The sequence below is a fragment of the Streptomyces sp. CNZ287 genome (genome assembly GCF_007827615.1).
Genome location: NZ_VISV01000006.1, coordinates 274,032 through 298,418, shown reverse-complemented (window position 1 = coordinate 298,418; position 24,387 = coordinate 274,032). Strand labels below are relative to the sequence as shown.

Annotated in this window: 14 protein-coding genes; 6 read left to right on the top strand and 8 right to left on the bottom strand. The window is 77.0% G+C overall.

Annotated features, from left to right (window positions below; genetic code table 11):
* Positions 1-24 precede the first annotated feature (24 nt).
* Genes FB457_RS14645 through FB457_RS14630 form a run of 4 tightly spaced genes read left to right on the top strand, consistent with a single transcriptional unit; the run spans position 25 to position 5,436 of the window.
* Positions 25-1,611: a stealth conserved region 3 domain-containing protein gene (locus FB457_RS14645; RefSeq protein WP_145782146.1), complete on the top strand. Its 1,587-nt coding sequence runs from the start codon at positions 25-27 to the stop codon at positions 1,609-1,611.
* Positions 1,608-2,603, top strand: coding sequence for a hypothetical protein (locus tag FB457_RS14640; protein WP_047016045.1), 996 nt, complete (start codon positions 1,608-1,610; stop codon positions 2,601-2,603). The genes FB457_RS14645 and FB457_RS14640 overlap by 4 nt, the downstream gene beginning before the upstream one ends.
* Positions 2,600-4,216, top strand: coding sequence for a hypothetical protein (locus tag FB457_RS14635; RefSeq protein ID WP_145782145.1), 1,617 nt, complete (start codon positions 2,600-2,602; stop codon positions 4,214-4,216). Before FB457_RS14640 ends, FB457_RS14635 begins: the two co-directional genes overlap by 4 nt.
* A complete protein-coding gene (locus FB457_RS14630) occupies positions 4,213-5,436 on the top strand; it encodes a glycosyltransferase (RefSeq protein ID WP_145782144.1) in 1,224 nt (407 codons plus the stop codon). Before FB457_RS14635 ends, FB457_RS14630 begins: the two co-directional genes overlap by 4 nt.
* A gap of 56 nt (positions 5,437-5,492) precedes the next feature.
* Here FB457_RS14630 and FB457_RS14625 read toward each other — a convergent pair whose 3' ends face one another.
* The 8 genes from FB457_RS14625 to FB457_RS14590 form a co-directional block, all read right to left on the bottom strand.
* Positions 5,493-7,004, bottom strand: a complete 1,512-nt coding sequence (locus FB457_RS14625; RefSeq protein ID WP_486589030.1) for an oligosaccharide flippase family protein — start codon at positions 7,002-7,004, stop codon at positions 5,493-5,495.
* Between the two features lie 77 nt (positions 7,005-7,081).
* A complete protein-coding gene (locus FB457_RS14620; RefSeq protein WP_145782141.1) occupies positions 7,082-8,077 on the bottom strand; it encodes an FkbM family methyltransferase in 996 nt (331 codons plus the stop codon).
* Positions 8,078-8,084: 7 nt separating this feature from the next.
* Positions 8,085-10,034: a stealth family protein gene (locus FB457_RS14615; protein WP_145782140.1), complete on the bottom strand. Its 1,950-nt coding sequence runs from the start codon at positions 10,032-10,034 to the stop codon at positions 8,085-8,087.
* Positions 10,035-10,150: 116 nt separating this feature from the next.
* The gene (locus tag FB457_RS14610; protein WP_052770303.1) at positions 10,151-11,776 is read right to left on the bottom strand and encodes a bifunctional glycosyltransferase/CDP-glycerol:glycerophosphate glycerophosphotransferase; all 1,626 of its coding nucleotides are present in this window, start codon (positions 11,774-11,776) and stop codon (positions 10,151-10,153) included.
* Between the two features lie 174 nt (positions 11,777-11,950).
* Complete coding sequence (locus FB457_RS14605; RefSeq protein ID WP_047016041.1) at positions 11,951-12,874, bottom strand: carbohydrate ABC transporter permease; 924 nt, start codon at positions 12,872-12,874, stop codon at positions 11,951-11,953.
* Complete coding sequence (locus FB457_RS14600; protein ID WP_047016040.1) at positions 12,871-14,268, bottom strand: carbohydrate ABC transporter permease; 1,398 nt, start codon at positions 14,266-14,268, stop codon at positions 12,871-12,873. The genes FB457_RS14605 and FB457_RS14600 overlap by 4 nt, the downstream gene beginning before the upstream one ends.
* 22 nt (positions 14,269-14,290) lie before the next feature.
* A complete protein-coding gene (locus FB457_RS14595) occupies positions 14,291-15,670 on the bottom strand; it encodes an ABC transporter substrate-binding protein (RefSeq protein ID WP_047016039.1) in 1,380 nt (459 codons plus the stop codon).
* 530 nt (positions 15,671-16,200) lie between these two features.
* Positions 16,201-20,502 (bottom strand): FHA domain-containing protein, encoded by a 4,302-nt coding sequence (locus FB457_RS14590; protein WP_145782164.1) that lies wholly within the window; start codon positions 20,500-20,502, stop codon positions 16,201-16,203.
* Between the two features lie 546 nt (positions 20,503-21,048).
* Here FB457_RS14590 and FB457_RS14585 point away from each other — a divergent pair.
* Both FB457_RS14585 and FB457_RS14580 read left to right on the top strand, forming a co-directional pair.
* Entirely contained in the window at positions 21,049-22,776 is a 1,728-nt protein-coding gene (locus FB457_RS14585; RefSeq protein WP_047016038.1) for a serine/threonine-protein kinase, read from the top strand.
* Positions 22,777-22,962: 186 nt separating this feature from the next.
* Positions 22,963-24,330, top strand: coding sequence for a serine/threonine-protein kinase (locus FB457_RS14580; RefSeq protein WP_186461980.1), 1,368 nt, complete (start codon positions 22,963-22,965; stop codon positions 24,328-24,330).
* The last annotated feature ends 57 nt before the right edge of the window (positions 24,331-24,387 follow it).

Here is a 24,387-nt window from a genome sequence, read left to right as displayed (position 1 = left end):
GGTGAATGGCGTAGTTTGTCCCGCATGGGGCAGACAGTCACGGATCAGCGACCGCCGCGCGTCGGCCCCGGCACGGCGTCCGTCGTCGCCGCGTACCGCCGCGCGCTTCCCCGCGCCGTCCGCCGCCACCTCGCCGTTCTCACCGCACCGCACCACGCCGACCGGCTCCGCGCCGCCCTCAAGGCCCGCCGCGAGCAGGCCGCGTCCGAGGCCCCGGGCCGCGTCGTCCTCACCGTCGACGGCCGGCCGCGCATCGCGCAACTGCAGCGCGCGCTCTCCCCGGTGCAGGCCCGCCGCGCCGGGGTGCTCGGGGTCACCCGGGCGCTGCGGACCGCCGGCGTCCCGTACTTCGCAGTGCGGGGCCGGGCGTGCGGGCCCTCGGTCGTCGCCGTGCCCGCCGACCAGCGCCGCCGGGCGTGCCGGGCGCTGGCCCGGCTCTGCCGGGTGCAGCCGGCGTACGTGACGGTGGTGGCGGGCGCGGGCGCGGGGCCCGGCGTGAGGTCCGGCGCGGGGCACGGGGCCGGTCCCGGGCCGCGGGGGGCGGGCCCCGCCAGGGACGGCGCGGCCGGTGCGTACCCGCGCCTCGTGCCCGGCTATGAGCCGGGCGTCTGGCAGCAGTTGGAGAAGGCCGACGTGCTGCGCCTCACGTGGTATCGCACCGAGCCCGGCCTGCGGCTCGTCATCGGCGGCGACTCCGGCTGCGAGGTCGAGTTCTGGCACGAGGACGCCACCGGCGACCGGCTGCTCGCGCCCTGCCCCGGCCGCGTCGCGGACAGCGTCCCGGCCGGCGCCACCACCGTGAAGATGACCGACCGCGGCTCCTGGGGCTGCGGCCGGCTCACGCTGCGCACCCGCGAGGAGTTCGCGCACCCGCTGCCCGAGGACGTCACGTACGCGGTCGACGCGGTCTTCACCTGGACCGACCCCGAACTGCGCTACGCGCTGCGCTCCCTCGCCACCTACGCACCCTGGCTCCGCCGCATCCACCTGCTCACCGACGACGGCGAGCCGTCGTGGCTGGACACCGCGCACCCGGGGCTGAAGGTCGTCGCGCACCGCGAGGTCTTCGCCGACCCGACCATGCTGCCGACGTCCAACCCGCGCGCCGTCGAGAGCCAACTGCACCACATCGAGGGCCTCGCCGAGCACTTCCTCTACTTCGGCGACCGCCTCTTCCTCGGTACCGAGACGGTCCCCGAGCAGTTCTTCCTCGCCAACGGCCTCACGCGGTTCTTCGTCTCGCCGGTCCAGGAGCCGCTGCGGCACGCGCCGCACCCGCTGCGGCGCAGCGTGCTGTGCGAGATCGAGCGCGAGTTCGGCGACCGGCACGTGGCGACCGCCTCCCACCGCGAGCCGCGCCGCGACGACCTCGCGATCGCGTCGTCCCTGTACCACCACTACGCCGCCCACACCGGCCGCGCGGCGGCCGCGACGCTGCGCCACGCGGACGTGGACCTGGCGGCGCCCGGCGCGGACACCGTGCTGCGGGGGCTGCTGGCGGCGCGGAACCGGACGGTGATCCGGGCCAGGGGCACGGGGGCGCCGGGGCAGCTGGGGGCGTTCCTGGAGGCGTACTTCCCGGTGCCGAGCGCGTACGAGCTGCCGGGGTGAGGGCGGCGGGCTGTCTGGACGCCGAGCACCTGACGGTGCTGGACGGGCGGACGCTGAACGTGTGCGTACGGCTGCCGGAGGACGGGGCGGGCCGGTCGGGGGCGTGGCTGCGGGCGGGGGGCAGGGCGCTGCCGCTGGAGGTGGCGGGGGAGCGGGCCTTCGGGACGTACCTGGTGGAACCGGAGGTCCCGGACGGGGCCGGCATGAGGCGGCGGCGGGCCGCGGGGGCGGGGCACGGGCTGGACGTGATCGCGGTGCGGGAGGGGGAGGCGCGGGCACTGGGCGTGGAGCTGGCGGTGGCGGGCCGGCGGCGCCGGGGGTACGGGCTGAGGGCACCGGGGGGCGGGGTGCCGGCGGCGGGCCCGACACGTCTTGATCCGCCGCATCCCGGCGGGTGGCGGATCACCGTCGCGGCGCCGGGGGACGGGTGCGCCGTCGAGCTGAGGGCGGTGCGGTTGCCGCCGCATGCGGAGGTGGAGCGGGTGGAGGCGGGCTGGACCGAACTGGCGGTGCACGGGCGCGTGGTGGGGCCCGCGGATGCGCCCCCGGCCGGGCGGTGGCCCGTCCGGCTGCCCCCGAGCCGGGGCGCGGAGGGTGCGCGGCGCGGGCCGGCCGGCCCGGCTCCCGGCGGGGAGTTCGCGTGCGCACTCGTGGAGCGCGGGGAGGCCGGGGGCGTGTGCGCGCTGCCGGTGGACGGCTGCGGAGGCGGGCGGTTCGTGGCCCGGGCCGGTGGTGCCGCGTTGACGCGGGTGGCCGGGCGGGGCGGCGAGCGGACCTGGGACGTACGGGTACGGGCCGCCGGGTGCGCGGCCGCCCTTCCGGTCGGGCGGCTGCTCGGCGACGTCGTCGGCCCCGATCGCGTCTACCGGCTGCCGAACCGCTTGCTCATCGCCGACTCCGGCGACGTCGTGCGGGTCGCCCCGCGGTACACCGCCGCCGGCCTGCTGGTCGTCGTCACCGAGGTCGTGGGGCACGCGGGGGAGACCCGATGAGGATCACGTTCCTCGCGGACCCCGCCGCCACGGTGGAGGACGGCGTCGTACGGGGCCTCGCGGCGCGCCACGACGTGGAGTTCGCCGCCGATGCCGGCCCCGCCGCGCTGCGTACGCTCGACGCCGACGTGCTCGTCATCGCCGCCCCCGGCCTCGTACCCGCCGCCGTCGCCCTCGCCCCCGCCCGCACCCTCACCGTCCACCGCGCCCCCCGCCCCGGCCACCCGCCGCCGCCCGGTGCGCCGGAGCTGGACGCGCTGGTCGTACCTGCGGAGGCCGACCGGGCGGCGTACGAGGCGGAGTTGGGCCCGGCGGCGCCGCGCCTCGCGGCCATTCCCGACGACGCGCACGCCGCCGACCGCTGGCAGGCGCTCCTCACCGAACTGGCCGCGATCCGCGACGACGAACCCCGCCGCCAGCGCGACCGCGCCGACCGCGCCGCCTTCCACCGCGCCGCGACCGCCCCCGCCCGGCCGCCCCGCCCCCTGCTGCCGCACCCCGCGCCGACCGCGGCGGAGCTGCGACGGTGGGAGGAGACGGTACGGACCTCGGGCGGCGGAGGCGGCGGGCGACTCGTGCGGGCGGCGGGGCAGTGGGCCGAGGTACGGGACGACCTCCTCGCCGCCGACGCGTACGCCGCCAACCTCCGCCTCGCCGCGGACGCGCTGGAGGCCGCGGACGTCCCGTACCTCCTGCTGCGCGACCCCGACGACCCCGACGACCCGGACGGGCCCGACGGGCCCGACGGGACCGACGACCCGGACGGGCCCGCCCCCCGCCACCGCCTCGCCGTCGACGCGGGCCTGCGCTCGCGCGCGTGCCGCGCGCTGGCCGGCGCCTACCCCGGCCAGGCCGTCTACGCCGTGTCCCCCCGGAACCCCGACGTCCCCGTCCCCGCCGAACTGCTCACCGCCGCAGGCGAACCGCCCGCGCTGCGCCTCTACCGCCCGTACCTCACCTCGGGCCGCACCCTCCGCTACGGCCCCGGCCACGGCTGCGACATCGAGTTCTGGCAGCGCCGCCACCGCGGCGGCGCGTACACCACCCCGCGCGCCCCCACCGCGCTCGGCACCACCCTGCCCTCGCTGACGCCGACCGCCGTGCTGTACGTGGCCGACCGCGCGTTCCCCACGCTCCGCGAGTTCGTCACCGAACCCCGCCCGCCCGTCGACGCCGTCTACACCACCACGGGCCCCGCGCTGCGCTACTCCCTCCGCTCCCTCGCGATGTACGCGCCCTGGGTCCGGCACACCTACCTCGTCGCGGAAGCCCCGCCGCCCTGGCTCGACACCGCCCGCCCCGGCCTCACCGTCGTCGACCGCCGCCACCCCCTCGACGCCCTCGCCACGCACGTACTGCCCCTCGCCGACGACGTGTTCCTCGGCCGCGCCCTCCCCGCCGGACGCCGCACGGGGCCGCCCCGCGTCGAGAGCGCGGGCGGCCACGGGCCGCGGCGGCTCGACAGGCTGTTCGTCCGCCGCGACACCGACGTCTTCTGCCTCCGGCTCCACGGCACACTCCCCCGAGGGGTGCAGGCGTTCCTGGAGGGGTACTTCCCGGTGCCGTCCCCCTACGAGCGCGCGGGGGCGCGCGGGGAGGGCGTACGGGTGTGAGGATCGTCTTCCTGCTCTCCCGCGCCGACGAGCCGGGCGACGTGCCGCGTGCCGTCCTCACCCGGGCGAGCCACCTCGCCGCCCGCCACGACGTCGAGGTCGTCAGCGTCTTCCGCACCCGCGACCGGCCGCACACCGCGCCCGGCCCCGGTGTCGCGCTGCGCCACCTCGTGGACCGCACCGGCCCCGTCCCCGTACCCCTGCGGCCCACCGCCCTCACCGACCGCGCCCGGCAGCAGCTCGCCGTCGTGCCCAGCGCGCTCGTCGACCCCGCCCTGGAGCCGGAGTCCGACGCGCTCACCGACACCGAACTCGCCCTCGCCCTGCGCACCCTCGACACCGACGTCCTCGTCACGGCCTCGCCCGCGCTGCTGCGCGCCGCGGCGGACCACGCCCCGGCGGGGGCGGTGCGGATCCACGAGTCGCCGTGGGCGGGGGAGGGGGAGCCGCCGCCGGGGACGGGGGAGTGCGACGCGGTGGTGGTACGGACGGAGGGTGCGCGGCGGCGGCTGGCGGCGGCGCTCGGCGCGGCGGCGCGGGGGCCTTCGGCGCCGACGACGGCGGCGATCCCGTACCCGGCGCCCCGCGGCTTCCGGCCGCGGTCGTCGCGTACGGCGCGGACGGCGGTGCTGGCGGGCCCGCCGGCCCGGGCGGACCACGCCCTCGCGGCGTTCGCGGCGGCGGCGCCCTCGCCGGCCGGTTCCGGCTGGCGGCTGCGGGTGTTGGGGGACGGCCCTGAGCCGCCGCGGCTGCGCCGGCGGGTGGCGGAGCTGGGGCTGTACGAGCGGGTGGAACTGCTGGGCCCGAGCCCGCACATGGCGGCGGAGTGGGCCAAGGCGAGCTTCGCGGTGCTGCCTTCGGGGAGCGCCGGGGTGCTGGAGGCGTACGCCGCGGGGGTGCCCGCGGTCGCGTACGACGAGGGCGGCGGGGCGGCGGACGTCGTACGGGACGGGGTGGACGGGCTGCTGGTGCCGCCGGACGACGTGGACGCGCTGGCGGGCGCGATGGCGCGGCTGATGGCGGCGGACGCGGAGCTGCTGCACCGGCTCGGTGCCCACGCCCTCGCGGGGGCGGCGCGGTTCGCGCCGGAGGGGGTGACGCGGGCGTGGGAGAAGCTGTGTGCGGAGCTGGTTGCGGCGCGCGCCCCCGCCCGCCAAGCCGCGGAGCCGGGGCGGCGGCGCGCGGCCGGGGCCGCGCGCGTGGGCGTGCCGCCGCGCTGACGCGGAGGGCGTACGAAACACGGGACCGGGGGCGGCCCCGGTGCGTACGGGAGGCGCTACGGGGCCGGGGCACCCGCCGTGCCGCGGGGCGCCGGCGTCCGGGGCCGCGGTGCGGGCGCCGGACCCGGGCGGTCGCCGGACAGCGCCGCGGAGAGCGGCAACTGCTCGTGCAGCCCCGCGCAGAGCAGGGCTACGGGCGTGAGCGCCAGCAGACCGTAGAGCAGGCGGTCACCCGGCGCCGCCGCCGCGGAACCGGCCAGCGTCGCCAGCGCCCCGGCCGCCGCCCCGATGCCGCAGTGCACCGCGTGCGCCCGCAGCGCCTCCCGTGCCCGCACCAGCCCGCACCGCCCCCACCGCACCAACTGCAGGGCGTGCCCCGCGGCGGGCCCGGCGGCCGCGGCGCAGGCCAGCAGCGGCAGGGCGGAGCCGGAGCCGCGCCACGGGAGGACGACGGCGAGGGCGGCGGCGGTGGCGAGGAGCACGACCAAGTGCGTACCGAGGAGTTCACGGCGGCGGCCGCGGGCGAGGTCGAGGGAGCAGCCCGCGGAGTAGACGAGGTGCAGCGCCCCCGCGGCGCAGAGCCACGGCACGAGCGCCGTCGCGGACTCCCAGCCGGGGCCGAGGAGCAGCGCGAGCGCGGCGGGCCCCGCCCCGGCGACGATGCCGAACCCGGCGAAGCCGGCGGCCGAGGCGGCGGTGACGGCGAGGCGCGCGGTGGGCACGTCGACGCGGCGTACGGGGCGGGACGCCCGGTGGCGATCGGCCTCCCGGCTCCCGCCCGCCGTCCGGCTCGCCACCCGGCCGTACACCGTCACCGGCACCTCGCACAGCCCCGCGGCGCGCGCGTACACGCCCGCCGCGCCGGGACCCAGCAGCCCGCAGACCGCCCACAGCGGCGCGCCCGCCGCGACCAGCCGCAGCAGCCCGAACCCGGCCTCGAACCACGGGACGCGGATGAGCGACGCGGCCTGCACCGGGGGTCCTTCCGGCAGCGGCGTACGGGACAGCAGCAGCGCCGCCGCGCCGAGCGCGACCGCGGCCGAGACCGGCAGCACGGCGGCCAGGCCGAGGGGGTTGACGCCACCGGCGAGCAGGAGGATGCCGGTCGCGGCGCCGGCCGCCTGGCCGCCGGCGTCCGTCAGCACGGCGTCGCGCGGGCGGCCGGCGCGGCGGAGCGCGGCGCTTGCGGCGTCGGCGGCGGGCCGGCAGAGGAAGGCGCAGGCGAGGAGGCGGAGCAGGGGGGTGGTGCCGGGGGTGTGCAGGAGCAGGGCGGGCAGCGGGGCGGCGAGTTGCGCGACGGCGAAGCCGGTGAACCCGGTGATCCCGGCGAGCCGCAGCGCGGCGTGGGCGGCGGGCCGGGTCGGCGGCCCCGCGCGGTCCAGGGAGGCGGCGATGGCGCCGCCCGCGAGGTGGGCGAGGAGGTGGACGGCGGTGAGGGCCACGGCGTACGCGCCGAGGGCGGCCGGGGAGACGTGGCGGGCGGCATAGGCGACACAGCAGAGCTGGAGCAGCAGTCCGAACACGGCGCCACCCCACCGCCAGCCGCCCGCGGCGTCTTCCGCGTGCACCGTACGGTCCGCGGCCCCGTTCACCGTCCCACCGCTCGCGGCGCCTTCCGTATGCCCCCTGCGAGCCGGATACCCGCTCACCGTCCCACCGCCTGCCGCCACATCCGCGGCAGCCGCGCCTCCAGCCCGCGCCGCGGCCGGGGCGGCGCCCCCGGCGCACCGTGCGGCGCGTTCCAGTCCCGCGGGAACGGCTCGCCCGGCGGCACCAGCACGTTCTCCTCCTTGCCGCACGCCAGCACCGCCCGCAGCCACGCCCGCTGCGCCGCGTAGAACTCGTCCGTCAGCGGCTCGGGCGCGAACAGCCAGTCGCGGCACTCTCCCTGGACGTGCGGCGCGTAGCTCGTCGCGTCGTGCGCGGGCCACGGCGTCCCGGGGTGGATGAGGTGCAGGCCGTACCCCAGCTCCGTCAGGTGCGACAGGGCCGCCGCCATCGCCGCCGGGTCCGTGCTCGGCAGCACCTCGCAGACGATCCACGGGCGGTGCTCGCGCAGCACCCCGGCCGCGCCCGCGAGGACTTCGGGCTCGTGGGTCTCGACGTCGATCTTGAGGAGGTACGGCGCGTGCCCGTGCCGCTCCGCGTAGCCGTCGACCGTGCCGACCGGCACCCGTACCGCCTCCGTGTGCGCGCGGTGGGCGGGGTTGAGAGAGTTGGAGCTCTCGGCCTTCAGGGACAGGTACAGCTCCGCCGTGCGGCTCCGGTCCGACAGCGCCATCTGCCGTACGTCGAAGGCCAGTCCGTTGCCGTCGCGCAGGCGGCGGCAGAGCTTCGCCGTGCGCGGCGTCGGCTCGAAGGCGACGGTCTGCAGCCGCTTGGCGCCGTGGACGAGGTCGACGAGGGCCGCGTACAGCCCGATGTGTGCGCCGATGTCGTACACCGCCGCGTGCGGCGGCGCGAACTGCGCGACGGTCAGCAGCGTCGCCTGCGTCAGCGGCTCGTACCCCGCGAGGCCCGCGCGGCGCAGTTGGCGCTGGACCGCGGTCTCCTTCCGGCTGAGCACGTTCAGCGCGCGGGGGTACGCGCCGGTGCCGGGCGGCGCGGCCGGGTTCACCGGCGTGCGGACGGCCAGGGGCATGGCCTGCTCACCTCTCCAGGGGGCTCGGGCCCGGGCGCGGGCCCGTGAACGGGATCTCGAACGGGCTGGGGCCGGGGAAGTACGCCTCCAGGAAGGGGCGGATGAGCTCCACCTGCCGGTCCAGGTCGCCCGCGCCGGAGAGCGTGTCGTTGAGGCAGAAGACGTTCCGGTCGCGGCGGCGCAGCAGCCGCCGGAGGCGGGCGGCGAGGTCCGGGTGGGCGAGGTCGAAGTAGTCGTACGGGATCTGCCCGGGCACCGCGCGGCCGGTGAACGCCGCGTAGTAGTGGTGGAACGCGGACGGGATGCTGAGGTCCGTGGCGCTGCGGAAGCGGCTCGCCGCGGTCTGCCGGTGCCGTTCGGGGAAGCACTCCTCGATCTCGGCGAGGGTGCTGCGCCGCAGGGCGTGCGGCGTGTGCTTCATCTTCTGCGTGATGTAGGTGCCGAACCTCTGCTGGAGGAGCGCCCTGTTGTTCTTCCCCGCGACCGACACGGGCACGTCGCCCGTGTCCGGCGGCCCGGAGGGCAGCAGCGCGCGGGAGGGGAAGTAGCGGGTGATGCCGCTGGGGAGGAAGAACCGGTCGGGCAGGAGCGGGGCGCCGAGGAAGACGTCGTCGTTGAAGTAGAGGAAGTGCTCCGCCAGGCCGTCGATGTGGTGCAACTGGCTCTCGATGGCGTGCGAGTTGAACGTCGGCAGGACGCCGGGGTCGGTGAAGATGGCGCGGTGGTCGACGACCGTGAGGTGGGGGTGGGCGGTGTCGAGCCAGTCGGGGGCCTGGTCGTCGGTGACGAGGTAGACGTGCCGGATCCAGGGGGCGTACAGGTGCAGTGAACGGAGCGAGTAGCGCAGCTCGTCGCGGTTGAGGTAGCGGGCGTCGTTCGCGGCCTCGGCGTGGTACGGGACGCCGCCCGCCTCGGCGCGGCGGCGGCGCCAGGCGGGGTCGTCCCCGTCGACCCAGGTGTAGACGGCGTCGATGGGGAAGCGGAGGTCGTCGGGGAGCGGGACCGTCATCTCGGGGCGGGTGCGGACGTCGGGGACGGTGCCGAGGGAGCCGGGGAGCACGAAGCGGGTGAAGAGGTGACCGGGCGCGGTGACATGGGTGCCGTCGTGCGGTACGGACTCGACGACGCGGTTGAAGCGGGGCGCCACCAGCCGCCCGCAGCCCGGTGACCCGCCGCCCGGATCGCTCTCCTCGTACGGTTCCTCCGCCCAGAACTCCACGTCGCAGCCGTAGCCGGCGCCCAGCAGCGTGTGCCCGCCGCGGTCGGCGTAGTAGCAGGCGAACCGGACGACGGCCGCCCCGGCGAGCGCCTCCCACGAGGCGGGGTCGCCGGCGGGACGCACCCGGCGCTCGGGGCGCTTGCGGCGGTCGGGGAGGCAGACGTAGCCGGGGTGTGCGGTGCACAGGGCGGTGAGCGCGGCGACGGCGCGGGCGCGGGCGGAGGCGGGGACGGCGACGGCGGTGGAGACGCTGCCGTAGCCGCGGACGGCGAAGTGCTCGATGCCGGCGGCGTCGAGGGCGCCGGTGACCAGGCGCAGGTTCTCGTTGCGGGCGTGCAGCGGCGTGGGGGAGTCGGCGACGACCGCGAGCCGGGTCTGGCCGCGGTAGTGGACGACCCGGCGGCCGGGGCGGCCGAGTTGGCCGGTGGCGCGCAGGGCGCGCAGCACCGAGCGCTGCCCCGGCTCGGGGACGCGCCGGGAGACGGCCCCGAGCGCGCGCTGCACCCGGTGCCGGGTGGCGGGGCTGGCGACGGCGACGACGAGCCGGCGCACGCGCCGCGGGACCGCGCGCCGGTAGCGGCGCACGAGCCACGGCTGCCCGGGTTTCGCGCCGTTGGCGTCCGCGGCGTAGGCGGGACGGGGGCCGGGCCGCGCGGGACCGGGGCGGGGGCGGCCGACTCCGGTGGCGGGGGGCGCCGTCGACGGGGCGGCGGGGCGCTCGCTGCGGGTCTGGGTCATCCGTACCTCCGGCTTCCGTGCGTCGGGACTGCGTGCGTCGGGCGTGCGTGCGTCCGGCCCTCGTGGCTGCGGTGCGGTTGGCCACGGTGTGCGTACGACCCGTGGCCGCACCGCCGTCACTCGCTGCGCACCACCGCGCTCCCCGCCGGCCGCGGCAGCACCCCGGGAACGCCCCGCGCCACACCCCCGGGCCCCGGCACCGGCGGGTGCCCCGCCTCGCCGAGGAACACGTGCCGGACCACCCGCTCCGCGGCGTGCCCGTCGTCGTACGGGCAGAACCGGCGCCGGAACGCGGCGAGCCGCGCCGCGGCGGCGGGGGCCGCGTGGGCGCCGGTGGCGAAGGTGTCGGCGATCTCGTCGGCGGTGCGGCAGACGCGGCCGGGCGGCTCGGCGGTGAGGTCGAAGTACGTGCCGCGCGCCAGGGTGCGGTGGCAGGCGAGCGAGCCGGGGCGCAGCACCCGTACGCCCGGCGGCACGGTGTGCGCGTACGCGGGGCGGGCGATCCAGGCGGTGGCGAGGCCGGGGACCAGCTCGCGGGCCCTGGCTTCGAGGGCGGCGGGGTTGCACGAGTAGCCGCGATACCAGTACGCGGCGAAGACCGCCAGGTGCGGGTCGAGGGGCAGGCGGAGCTGGAGACGGTAGTAGAGCAGGCCGCAGCCGGCGCGGGCGCGGCGGGCGGCGCGGGCGGCGAGGTCGCGGGTACGGGAGAGGAGCCGGCCGGCGGCGCCGAGCAGTTGGAACGTGCGCCGGGTGCCGAGCCGCACGAGGAGATGCCGCGTCCGGGCCCGTGGTCCGCGCCCGGCCCGTAGGGCACCGCCGGCGGCACCCCGGGCCCGTACGCCGCCCTCGGCCACTGGGGCAGGACCCGTCCCATACCGCACGTACAGCGCCCGCGCCCGCCGGAAGAACTCCGCCCGCTTGTGCCGCGGCACCCGCTCGCTCCTGTTGAAGATCGTCGTCAGGTGGTCCACCATCCGCACGAAGAGCACCGGCCGCCACCGCTCCAGCCGCCGCGCGGCGAGGAACGCGAACACCCGCTCGTACTGCTCGAAGACGTCGAGGTGCTGCTCCCCGGGCGTGCCGAGGATGTTGCCCGACCGCCGCTGCCGGTAGTGCACGCACACCCGGTCCAGCACCGCGATCCGCTCCGCCGACAGCAGCGCGGGGTACGTCCACGGGGTGTCCTCGTAGTAGCCGGGCGGGAAGCTGAGGCCCTGCGCGGCGACGAAGTTCCGCCGGTACGCCTTGTTCCACACCACCATCAGCAGCCGCAGCAGCTCCGGCCGGTCCGCCAGCCGGAAGACCTGCGGGTCGCGCTCGGCGAGCAGGCCGGCGCGGACGTTGCGGGCGTGCTGGCCGTCCCAGTAGGTGCGCGCATAGTCGTAGACGAGGACGTCGGGGTCCGCGGTGGCGGTGAGCCGGTCGGCGAGTGCCTGGAGCGCGCCGGGGGCGAGGGTGTCGTCGCCGTCGAGGAAGAGGACGTAGTCGCCGGTAGCGCGCTCCAGTCCGGCGTTGCGGGCGCGGCCGAGGCCGACGTTCGCGCTCAGGTGGACGGCGGTCAGCCGCGGATCGCGGGCCGCCGCGGCGTCGATGATCTCGCCGCAGAAGTCGGGGGAGCGGTCGTCGACCGCGATGACCTCCACGTCCGTGAAGGACTGGGTGAGCACGGACTCCAGGCACTCGTCGAGATACGCCTGGACCCTGTACGCGGGAACGATGACGCTGAACCGGGGCACGGACACATCCCTGGGCGGGCGGCGGCGGAAGGACAGTCCGCTGGTCGGAATGTCCTTATTTCTGGTATCCGCCACCGTAACGGCGGCCCCGCGCACGCGGCCGTACGACAGTACGGCCGCCCGGGTGATCCACCCGGACGGCCGTATCGTCTCGCCGCGCTCGCCTCAGCGCGTACGCGCCTACTTCACCGCGCCCGCCATCACGCCGGACACGAACTGCCGCTGGAAGGCGAAGAAGACGACCAGCGGGATGATCATCGAGATGAACGCGCCGGACGCGATCAGCTCGATGTTGCTGTCGAACTGCCGCGTCTGCTGCTGCACCGCCACCGTCAGCGGCGGCTTGCCCGGGTCGGCGAAGACCAGGGCCACCAGCATGTCGTTCCACACCCACAGGAACTGGAAGATGCTCAGCGCCGCGATCGCGGGGCCGCCCAGCGGCATCACGACGCGGAAGAACAGCCGCAGCTCGCTCGCCCCGTCGATCCGCGCCGCCTCCAGCAGCTCCCGGGGGATCTCCGCGAAGAAGTTCCGCAACAGGAAGATGGCGAACGGCAGCCCGAACGCGGTATGGAAGAGCACCACGCCCGTGATCGTGTGGAACAGGTTCAGATCCCGGTACAGCGACGCGATCGGGATGAGCGCCACCTGCACCGGCACCACCAGCAGGCCCACCACCGCGAGGAACACCCAGTCCCGGCCGGGGAACTCCATCCACGCGAAGGCGTAGCCCGCCAGCGCGCCGATGACCACGACCAGCAGCGTGGACGGCACGGTGATCCAGATCGTGGTGGGCAGCGCGCCCATCACGTCTTCGTTGCCGAAGAGCGTGTCGTACGTCTCCGTGGTGAGCTGCCCCGGATCGCCGAAGACCTTCCACCAGCCGGTCGTCGCGATGTCCGCGGGATCCCGGAACGACGAGATGAGCAGCCCCACCGTCGGGGTCAGCCACAGGAACGCCACGATCACCAGGAACGCCCGGACCGCGCCGCCGCCCGCGTACCGGCCGATGCGGGCGGCGAGGGACTCCTTGACCGGCGCCTCGGCCTCCGCCTTCTGCGGTTCCGGCTTGGGTGCGGTCTCCGCCGCTGCTGCGGTGGTCATCGGCCGGACTCCTTTCGCAGGCGGCGGATATTGAAGATCATCACGGGGATGACGAGAAGCAGCAGCACGACGGAGATCGCGCTGCCCACGCCCAGGTCGGGCTCGGTGCCCGCGAACGCCTGCTGGAACAGCTCGACGGCCAGCACGTTGCCGTCCTCCAGCCGGGCGCTGGGCACAATGATGTAGACGAGGTCGAAGATCTTCAGCACGTTGATCATCAGCGTCACGAGCACCACGGCGAGCACCGGCGCCAGCACCGGCACCGTGATCCGCCGGAACACCTGCCACTCGTTCGCGCCGTCGACCCGCGCCGCCTCCATCAGTTCCCGCGGCACGGACGCCAGCCCCGCGGCGATCAGCACCATCGCGAACCCGGCCCACATCCACACGTACGCCGCGATCACCGCTGGCGTCACCAGCGACGGGCCGAGCCAGTCGACGCCGCCGTACGCCTCCGCGAAGTTCGAGGAGGGCAGCCGCAACTGGGCGCCGTCGGCCGCGGCCGGCAGTGTGAACGTACCGTCGGACGCCGTCGTGGCCGAGGCGACGACCTTGCCGTCCTTGACCGCCTCGACCTTGATGTCCTTCAGCGCCTTCTCGCCGCTGTCGACGACGTCGGGCTCGCCGCCGCCGGGCTTGAAGTCCAGCCACACCGTGCCGCTCACGCCGTCGCCCGCGGGCTGCGGCTTCGCCGCCGGCTCCTCGCCGGCCGCGTCCTGCGGCTTCACGGCGACCAGCGGCAGCAGCGCCGTCTCCCCGGCGCTGACGGTCGCGTCGCTGGTGAAGGGGCCCTTGTCGGGGCCCTTCAGATCGGCGTTGGGGCGCGGCCGGGCGCCCGGCCAGGGTGCGGGGTCGCTGAACGTGTCGTGGATCGTCGTCCACGCCGCGTTCGCGGCGCCGCGCTCCGGCTCGTTCTGGTAGACGAGGCTGAAGATGACGCCCGCCGCCAGCATCGAGATCGCCATCGGCATGAAGACGACCATCTTGAACGCCGTGCCCCACCGCACCTTCTCGGTGAGGACGGCGAAGATCAGCCCCAGCGCGGTGCAGACCGCGGGCGCGACGAGCACCCAGATCAGGTTGTTGCGCAGCGCGGTGCGGATGCGGTCGTCGCTGAAGAGTTCGGTGTAGTTGTCCAGGCCGATGAACTCGTCGCCGGAGACGTCGAAGAGGCTGCGGTAGACCGAGTACCCGATCGGATACAGCACCAGGGTGCCGAGCAGGACCACGGCGGGCAGCAGGAACGCCACCGTGATCCAGCTCTTGGTCCGTACCACCGACCTCGGCGGCTTGCTCAGCTTCTGCTCTTCCGGCTCTTGCGACGTGCTGCCCGGCGGTGCGAGGGGGGTGGGTGCGGCGGACTCCGCCGCACCCCCCGCCGACGAGGTCGACATCAGGGTCTCCCTGCTCCGTCCGTCAGCTCTTGTAGGCCGCGGCGGCGGCCTTCTCGAGGTCCTGCTGCGCGCCCTCGACGTCCTTCGGATCGGCCAGGAAGTCCTGCAGCGCCTTCCATTCGCCCTTGCCCGCGGTGCCGCCGAAGTCGGCGGGCGCCTGGTCGGACATGTCGAAGCGGAAGTCGTCCCCGGCGTCGACGAGCGCCTGCGCGATCTCCCGCTGCACGTCGTTCGGGTACGCGCCCATGTCCATGTTCTTGTTCGGCGAGACGAAGCCGCCGGGCGCCGCCCACGCCTCCGCCGCCTCGGTGGACGACAGGTACGTGAGCAGGGCCTGCGCGCCCTTGGAGCCGGTCAGCGTCACGGCCGCGTCGCCGCCGGTGACGACCGGCTTGTCCGGGCCGACCGCCGGGAACGGGAAGATCTTCGCGTCCTCGCCGACCTTCGCGTCGGTCTCGTTGACGAAGGCGCCGACGAAGTCGGCCTCGAAGACCATCGCGGCCTTCGGGTTCTCCAGGTCCGCGAACGGGGCGATCGCCGAGTCCGGGAACGCCATCTTCGTCGCCTTCTTCTGGCCGCCCGCGATCAGCGTGTCGTCGCCGAAGAGCTCGCCGAGGGTGGTGAGCGCGTCCTTCACGGACGGGTCGGTCCACGGGATCTCGTGCGCCGCGAGCTGGTCGTACTTCTCCGGGCCGGCCTGGGAGAGGTAGATGTTCTCGAACCAGTCGGTGAGCGTCCAGCCGTCCGCGCCGCCGATCGCCACCGGCGGCACGCCGGAGTCGGAGACGAGCTGCGCGGTGTCCATGAAGCCCTGCCAGTCCTCCGGCTCCTGGGCGCCCGCGTTCTCGAAGGCCGTGGTGTTGTACCAGACCAGCGACTTGTTGGCCGCCTTGCAGTACACGCCGTACTGCTCGCCGTCCACCGCACCCAGGTCCTGCCAGCCCTGCGAGAAGTTCTTGCCCAGCTCCTTCTTCGCTGCGGCGTCCAGCGGCTTCGCCCAGCCCTCCTTGACGAACTCCTGCAACACGCCCACCTGCGGCGCGAACACGACGTCCGGCGGCTTGCCGCCCGCGACCTGGGTCCGTACGAAGGACGCGACGTTGTCGCCGGTGGGCACGTACTCCACCGTGGCGCCGGTCTGCTCCTCGAAGCCGTCGATGACCTTCTCGAAGTTCTTCTGCTCAGGGCCCGTCCAGACGGCGCCGACGCGCAGGGACTCGCCGTCCAGCTTCGGGAGCGTGACGCCGGCGCCGGACTTGTCCGCCTTGCCGCCGTCGCCGCCGTTGTCGTCGCCGTCGTCGCCGCACCCGGCGGCTGTCACGGCGAGGGCACCCGCGGCGATGATCGCCACCGCGGCCCGCACGACTCGTACCTGCTGCAGTGTATGCAGCGAACTGCGCATCCCAGCCTCCCCAGGAACGCGGGGCAGTTGGGGTTGTCCCGTACCGGCACAAACCTGCCCCGCGAGGTCCGTGCCGTTTTACCGGTGCGAAATGCTGTGGGGTATGTCCTACGCCCGGACCGGCGGGCCCGCAATAGCGACTTCTGCGCAATCCCCGTAAGCGGCCGTTTCGTGATCCGTCCGTGACAGGGCAGCGTTCGGGAGGTGAAGGCGGGCCCGGGCGGGCCGGAGGCGGGGAGAGGCGCAGAAACCGCTGGTGGAGGGCTACTTGAAGAGAAACGGCTGCGGTCGTGGGGCGTGACGGGAGAGTTCGGCCATTGGAAGGAGGCCGGTTGCGGTGGGTTGACGGCGGGGACTTCTGGGGTGGCAGATTGTTGCTGGGGGGGACGGGTGGGGCGGATGGTGCGAGTGGGGCGTTGAGGGCAGGAGCGTGCGCGGACGGGCGCGCACGAAGCGTGCGAGAGGCGTACGTGCCCGCCGCGCGGCCGCCGCGTGCAGACGCGGGCCGGCCGGGGCGGGGGCCGCGGGTCCTACGGAGACGGGGTGCGGGTGTCGTGCTGGGCGGCCGGGGTGCCCGCGGCGCGCTGGAGGGCGCTGGCGAGCAGGGCCAGGTCCGTGGGCCCGTTGCCGAGTTCACGCAGGGGGCGGCTCGTCGGGGGTGAGCCCATGCGGGCCCACTCCAGCGGCACGACGGTGGGCCGTGCGGTCGCCGTACGGGGGATCCGGCCGGTGACCCGCGCCGCCTGGAACGGCACCGGCTCCGCCCCGGCGGCGCACCACAGCCCGCGCCCGGGCGGCACGTCCTCGCCGCCGAGCACGACGTGGTGCGCCGCGCCGGAGACGGCGGCGGTGGCGGCGGTGGCCTCCGGCTGTGCGGAGGCGGTGACGAGGTGCATGCCGAGAGGGCCGCCGTCGCGGGCGATGGCCTCGACGACGCGGACGACGGACCCGGCGGCGGGCCGCGCGGGGCTGCCGAGGGCAGGGGCCACGAGGGCGTCGTAGTCGTCGACGACCAGCACGACGGCGGGCGGCGCGCCCCGCCGCCCGGCGGGCGCGGTGGCGGACGCGGGGGCCGCGGTGCCGTGCGGCGGCGTGGCGCCCGGGCGTTGCTGCGGTGCGGGCGTCCGGGTGCCGTGGGGCGGGGTCGTACCCCGGCCGCCGGCGGCGCGGGCCACCGGATCGGCGGCGCCTTCCGTACCCGCGCCCGCTCCGGTCCCGGTCCGTGCCCCTGCCCCCGCGCCCGCGCCCGCCGCCGGCATCGTGCCGGACTCGGCCCGTGCTCCGGCCACCGGCGTCTCCTCCGGGGCCGGTCTGGGGCGCAGCCGCAGCGTGTTGCTCTGCGCGGCCTGTATGTCCGCCGCGCCGCCCGGGCGCGGGTCGCCCGCCGCGCGAGGGCCGGGGATCGCCGGGCCCTGCGGCGCCGGTTCGCCCCCCGGGGCGTGCTGCGCGGCCCTGCGCTTGAACTCCGCCCACAGCTCCTGCGCGAACTCCCGCATCCGCACCGGGTCGGACGCCACCAGATACCCCGACACGTGCGGCAGGTCCGCCGCCGCGCCGAGCGCGTCGCCCCGCTCCCGGCCCGCGCCGTCGACGAGCACCAACTGAAGCCGCTCCGGCGGCTCCCCGGCCGCCAGCGCGGCGGCGAACGAGCGCAGCAGCTCCGACTTGCCGCCCCGCGCGGCGCCTTCGACCGCCAGCGGCCCGGCGGCGAGGTCGGCCATGAGCCGCCCGGTGGGCCCCGCGCCGAGCACCGCGCCCACGCGCGGGGCGCCCGAACGGGACTCCAGCCAGCGGGCGGTGAGCGCGGTGGGGGTGGCGCGGGCGAGGTCCAGCTCGTCCAGGAGGCGTACGGCACCGGGGAGCGCACCGCGGCGGGCGGGGTGGATGCCGTCCGCGTCGTCGCGCTCGCCGTACGGGGCCAGCGCGCGGGCCAGCCGCTCCGCCCACGCGGCGGACACGGCGTCGACCGTCCCGGCCGGTCCCGCGGCGGCGGGCCCTGAGGCGGCGGCCTCGAACCAGCCGCCGGCCGCGGCGGGTTCCGCGGGTGCCGCGGAGCCGTCGCCGCCGAGGCGGGCGCGGCCGGTGCCGTAGGAGGTCGAGGGGGAGGAGCCGGCGGCGTCGTCGTGCGCGGTGGCGTACGGACCGGGTGCGGGCGGCTCCGCGGGCCCCATCGGCGCCGCCGCGGCCCGGGGGGCGCCCGGCTCCGCGGCGTCACCCTCCGGTGCCGCCGCCGCGGGGCGCTGGAGGAGCCGCAGGCTGGTGGCCACGTCGCCGCTGAGCAGCCCGACCGCGCCGCAGGCGGCGAAGCCGGGCGCCGCGCCGCTCGCCGCGGCGTACGTCGCCGTCAACGGCGAGGCAGGGGTGGCGGGTGCGGTCTCGGCGAGGCAGACGAGGTGCACGCCCGCGGCGGGCCCGCGCTCGGCGAGCAGGGCGACGGCGTCGCGGACGGCGGCCGTCCCCGGATCACCGTCGACGACGACCACGCTGCGCGTCCCCGGCACCGGCTGCTCCAGCCGCCGCTGCAACTCGCCCACGCGCGCGGCGGCCTGCTCCCGGTCGTACGCGAGCAGCAGCCGGCAGTCCTGGCCCTGCCGTGGCCGCACGTGGGGGAGCCAGCCGGCCCACGACCAGTCCTCGACGCGCGACTCGTGCGGCCGGGTCGGATCGGCGGCGATCAGCACCAGCTCCAGGACGTCGGGCCCGTGCAGCGCGGCGAGTTGGGCCACGACCGAGCGCGCGAGCCCGGCGAGCCGCCCGCGTGGCCCGGCGAGCGCGAGCGACCCGGCCCGCCGCAGGTCGACGGTGAGCGGGACGGTGCCGCCCCCGGGGCGGAACTCGGTCCCCAGCCGCACGACGAGCGCGTCGGCGTGCGCACTCCCGCGCCGGAACACGAGCCCCCGCGGGGCGGTGCCGCCCGCGCGCGTGGTGGTGCCCGCGGCGGCGCCCGGCTGTACGGGGACGCCCGCGGCGGCGTCGGCGGCACCGGGGAGGCCGGGAGCGCCCGCGTCCGGGCCGGGGCGCGGGAGTCCGCCCGCGCCTGCGGGGTGCGCGGGGTGGTGCGCGGGGGTGTCGTCCGGGGCGTAGAGGAAGCCGGGCCGGTACGCCGCCTCGCCGGCCAGGGCCGCGAGCAGGACGGTGGCGGCGTCCGGGTAGCGCTCGTGCAGGTCGGTGGTCTCGCCGGGCCCGGAGGCGGTACGGGCCGTGGCCGGGGCGCCGGCCGCCGGCTCCGCGGCCTCCTCCCGGCCGCCGAGCCGCCGCGCCCACGCCCGGATCCCGCGCCGCGGCGGCTGCGGTACGGCAGCCGCTCCCGCCGCCCCGCCGCGGGACCGCAGCTCCGGCGGCACGACCGTGCCCCGCGTCGGCGTACCGCTCCTGCGCGGGGCGGCCGCGCCCGGTGCACGCGCCCCTTCGGCGGCGGTGCGCCCGCGGGCCCGCCCGGCACCGGACTCCGCGGCACCGTGCCCCGCGGCGCCCTCCCGGGGATCTGCTTCCGCCGCATGTCCGACCCGCTCGGCGGCGAGGTCCCCGCCGCCGTACCCCGGTTCCGCGCCCGCGGCGGGCCCGCTCCCGTCGGCGGCGACGCGTGCCCCGCCGTACCCGGAGTCCGCCGCGGCGGAGCCGTGGACGCGCGCGCCGTCCTCGTCACCGCGCGCCGGGCCCGGGTATCCGCCGCCGTCCGTCCGGCCGCCGTGCGCGCGGTCCGCTCCCGTGCCCGATCCGCTCCCGCCGGGGGTCTCGTCTCCCTCGCCGCACGCGGAGCCGCGCGCGGCCCGCGCCTCACCGGCCGCGTCTCCGTCCCCGCGGACCGCGTCGGGGTCCGTCCGGCCGTGTATCCCGTGCGCACCGGCGTGCGTACGGTCCGCTCCCGCGGCCGTGCCACCTCCGCGCCGCCCCGGGCGCCCGCCGCCGGACTCGCCGCCGCGGGCGGGGCCCGCGCCTCTCGGCGCCTTGCCGGACCGGGCGCCGCCGGCACCCGGACGTCCGCCGTGCTCGGGGTCCACGTCCGCGCCGCCCCGGGCCGCGTCCCACCCACCGCCGTCCCCGTACTCCGGGCCGCCGCCCGCCGGCCAGCCGCTGCCCAGGCCCGCCGCCGTCGTGCCCTGATCCTCCGGCCGGCGCTGCTCCGGGACCCGGCTGTGCTCCGCCGCCCCGGCCCCCGGTCCACCCCCGTGCTCCGCCCTGCCCGCGCCCGCGGGCCCGGACCCGGAACCCGGCCCCGCCGTGATCCGCAGCGCCGACTCCCCGACCCGCAGCACCGCGTCCGCGCGCAGCGGCACCGGGGTCGTGCCCACCGCCACCCCGTCGATCGTCGTGCCGTTCGTGGAGCCCAGGTCCGCCACCGTGACGCTGCCGTCCGGGGCGACCGTCAGCGCGCAGTGGAGCCGCGAGACGTCAGGGTCGTCCAGCGGGACGTCGGCGTCGGCCGATCTGCCGATCCGGATCTGGCCGCCGTGCAGCAGGTGGACACCGCCCGCGTCGGGGCCCGCCACCACCCGCAGGCTGGTGACCGCCGCCGTGTCGGCCGCCGGGGGCTGGCCGTGGCCCGGGTCCGCGGGGCCGCCGAGGCTCAGGACCGCGCCGTCGACCAGCGGGGGTTCGCCGAGGAGGACGCGGTCAGGGTCGAGCAGCCGCTGTCCCGCGTAGACCGCGACGCCCGCGCCGCCGCCCGTGCCGCCCGCGGTGCCCCCGCCGCCGCTCGCGGCGGCCGCGGCGGCGTCCAGGAGACCGCCCGCCACGGCGCCCAGGGTCGTGCCGGCAGGTGCGGTGACGATCACATCGCGACCGCGGGCGGCGGCGCCGCGCGCCGCCTGGACGGTCAGCCGGATCTGCATGCCGGTCACCGCTCCCTTCCCTGGGCAGGCCGATTCGAGGGCCGCCGTCATATTCCCATCTCCCACCGACAGCCCGCTGCGAGACCGGTGTTGGCGGATCTTGTATGGCCGCTTCCTGCCCCGACTCCGACTTAAAAGTCGCCGTTACGGACCATTGTTGACGTCTTCATCAGCCCTACGGGGCAACCAACGACCGGCGGCTGACGTCCTTCCTTCGCACAGGCGTCACGGAACGACCGCGGGCGGGCGATAGGGCGGTACGGCACGGGTGGGACGGCGCCGTGCGCGGATGCCGTGCGCGGATACGGCGTCCGCAGGGGCACCGGGACGAGCGCGGCGATGCGGGTACCCGGCGGGCGAGGGAACGGCACAAAACAGGAGGCGCCTTCCGGAAAACCGGTGGCCAGGGGCGGACCGGGACGCCGGACCCCGGGTCCCGCCTCACCCCGGCGGGCGCCGCGGTGACGCCACTAGAGTGGTGCAGATGGCGCACGGACCGACCGGTCCGCGGGCCGCCAGGAACGATCAGACCAGGGAGCGCATGACGTGCGGCCGGTAGGCAGCAAGTACCTCCTCGAAGAGCCGCTCGGGCGCGGCGCCACGGGCACCGTGTGGCGCGGCCGCCAGCGCGAGACGGCGGGGGCGGAAGCCGCCGTGGCGGGCAGCCCGGGCGAGGTAGTCGCCATCAAGGTCCTCAAGGAGGAGCTGGCAGGCGACCCCGACGTGGTGATGCGGTTCCTGCGGGAGCGCTCCGCGCTCCTCCGCCTCACCCACCCGAACATCGTCCGCACCCGCGACCTGGTCGTCGAGGGCGATCTGCTGGCCCTGGTCATGGACCTCGTCGACGGTCCCGACCTGCACCGCTACCTGCGCGACAACGGCCCCTTCACGCCCGTGGGCGCCGCCCTGCTCACCGCCCAGATCGCGGACGCGCTGGCCGCCAGCCACGCCGACGGCATCGTCCACCGCGACCTCAAGCCCGCCAACGTGCTGCTCGCCGGCGGCACCGGGCCCGACGGGACCGGCCGGATGCAGCCGATGCTCACCGACTTCGGCATCGCCCGGCTCGCGGACTCCCCGGGCCTGACCCGGGCCCACGAGTTCGTCGGCACGCCCGCGTACGTGGCGCCCGAGTCCGCCGAGGGCCGCCCCCAGACCTCCGCCGTGGACGTCTACGGCGCCGGCATCCTGCTGTACGAGCTGCTCACCGGCCGGCCGCCCTTCGGCGGCAGCTCCGCCCTGGAGGTGCTCCACCAGCACCTCAACCAGGAGGCGCAGCGCCCGCCCGGCCTGCCGGACCCGATGTGGACCGTCGTCCAGTCCTGCCTGCGCAAGAACCCCGACGAACGCCCCAGCGCCGAGAACCTGGCCCGCGGCCTGCGCACCGTGGCCGCCGGCATCGGCGCCGGCGCCGCTCCCGAGCAGGCGACCGCCGCCCTCGGCGTCGCCGCGCTGCTCGCCGCCGACCCGCACCCCGCGCAGGTCCCGGGCACCGGCGCCGGCGCGTCCGACCCCACGCAGATCCTCCCGGGGGGCAGCGGCAGCGCCGCCGGGCAGCAGGGCGCGTACGACCCGAACGCCGCCACCAGCGTCCTGCCCGCCGGCGCCGCGGGAGCCGCGGCCGGTGCCGGCGCGGGCGCCGCCGCGCACGCCCAGCAGGGGCCCGGCGCCCCCGGGTCCGAGGACGGCACCCGTGTGATGCCCGTCACCGAGGGGCCGCCGCAGCCGGAGGGCCCGCACCCCTGGGAGACCCAGATGCGCGCCGCCCGCGACCGCGGCGAGCAGACCCAGCAGATCGGCTACCTCGACCCCAGCGAGGACCCGCTGCGCCGCCGCCCGCCGCGGCGCGTCCAGCGCCGGCAACCGCCGCCCGAGGCGTACGCCGCCCCGCCGCAGCGCCGCGAGCCGCCGCCCCAGCGCTACGAGCCCCGCCCGCAGCCCCCCGCGCCCCCGCCGCAGCCCCCGCGCGAGCGGCGGCGCAGCGCGAACCCGATGCGCATCCCGGGACTCGGCTGCCTGAAGGGCTGCCTCTTCACCGTCCTCATCCTGGTCGTCGGCTCGTGGCTGATCTGGGAGCTCACCCCCGTCCAGGACTGGATCGCGGACGGCAAGGGCTTCTGGGACCAGATGACCGACTGGGCCACCGACCTCAAGAACTGGATCTCGGAGTTCAACGACGCCGCCGACGACGCCCAGAAGACGAAGGACGACATCGACTCGGGTGTCAACGACGTCGAGAAGGGCATCGACGGCCTGAAGAACGGCGGCCAGTAACCGGAACGCCCATGACCGACGGGCCGGCTTCCGTGGACCGGTGACCGCGGTGGAGCGGTGACAGAAAGGGCTCCCCGGGCCCCGAACCGCCCCCTGGCCTGTGAGCATGCCGACAAGTCGACACCCACGGGGGGTTTCCGCGCCGGTCCGGCACCCAACGCCCGTGGCGCCGCGTAGCTTTGTGTCATGGCACGCAGAATCGGCAGCCGGTACGCCGCCCATCAGGTGATCGGACGCGGCAGCGCGGGCACGGTGTGGCTCGGCGAGGGCCCGGACGGGCCGGTCGCCATCAAGCTGCTCCGCGAGGACCTGGCCGAGGACCGGGAGCTGGTCGAGCGCTTCCTGGGGGAGCGCGCCGCGCTGATGAGCCTGGACCACTCGCGCGTCGTCGGCGTCCGCGACCTCGTCGTCGACGGCCGCGACCTGGCGCTCGTCATGGACCTCGTCCGCGGTACGGACCTGCGCACCCGGCTGGAGCGCGACCGCCGGCTGCTCCCGCAGGCCGCCGTCGCCATCGCCGCCGACATCGCCGAGGCCCTCGCCGCCGCGCACGCCGTGGGCCTCGTCCACCGGGACGTCAAGCCCGAGAACGTCCTGCTGGACTCCGACGCCCCCGCGGGCGCGGGCGGCGCGCCGCCCGCGCTGCTCACCGACTTCGGCGTCGCCAAGCTCATCGACGCCCCCAGCCGCGCCCCCCAGCCCCCGCCCGCCCCCCGCGGGCGGGGCGGCACGGCGGCGGGCACCCGGGTGCCGACCCAGCGCCGCGTCATCGGCACCCCCGACTACGTCGCCCCGGAGATCGTCGAGGGCCTGCCCGCGCGCGCGGCCGTCGACATCTACGCCCTGGCCACCGTGCTGTACGAGCTGCTGGCCGGCTTCACCCCCTTCGGCGGCGGCCACCCGGGCGCCGTGCTGCGCCGGCACGTGACGGAGACCGTCGCGCCGCTGCCCGGCATCCCCGACGAACTCTGGGAGCTGCTGCTGCAGTGCCTCGCGAAGGCGCCCGCGTCACGGCTGCGGGCGGTGGAGCTGGCCGCCCGGCTGCGGGAGATACTGCCGGACCTGGACGGGCTGCCGCCGCTGGACGTGGAGGAGTCGGCGGACGGCGCGGACGAGGCGGGTGGCCGGTCGCCGCACACGATGCGGCTCGGCGGCGACCGCGAGACGGCCCCGGCCGGAGCCCTCGCCACCGCGGGCGAGCCGGGCGTGACCGGGGCCGGCGGCCGGCCGCTGCGCGGCTCGGTCCCGCTGGTACGGTCCGCGGCCCCGGACTCCAACCGGGACACCCACACGAGCATGCGGATGCCCAGCGCCGACGAGCTGGCCGGCGGCGCCCGCGGCACCGCGCGCGTACCGCGGCTGGCCGGCCAGCCGCGGCCCGGCTCGGCCCGCGCCGCCCGCGCGACCGCGACCCGGGCGAAGCGGCTGAAGCTCACGGTCGCCGCGGTCGTCATCGCCCTCGCGGGCGTCGGCGGCTGGCTGGTCGCGTCGGGCGGCGACGACGGCGGGGGCGGGAGCGGCGGCGGCGACCGCTCCACCACCTCGGAACCCTGACTCCGTCCCGGTCCGCGGATACGCGCCACCTGCGGTCGGAGCGCGCAGCGGTACTCT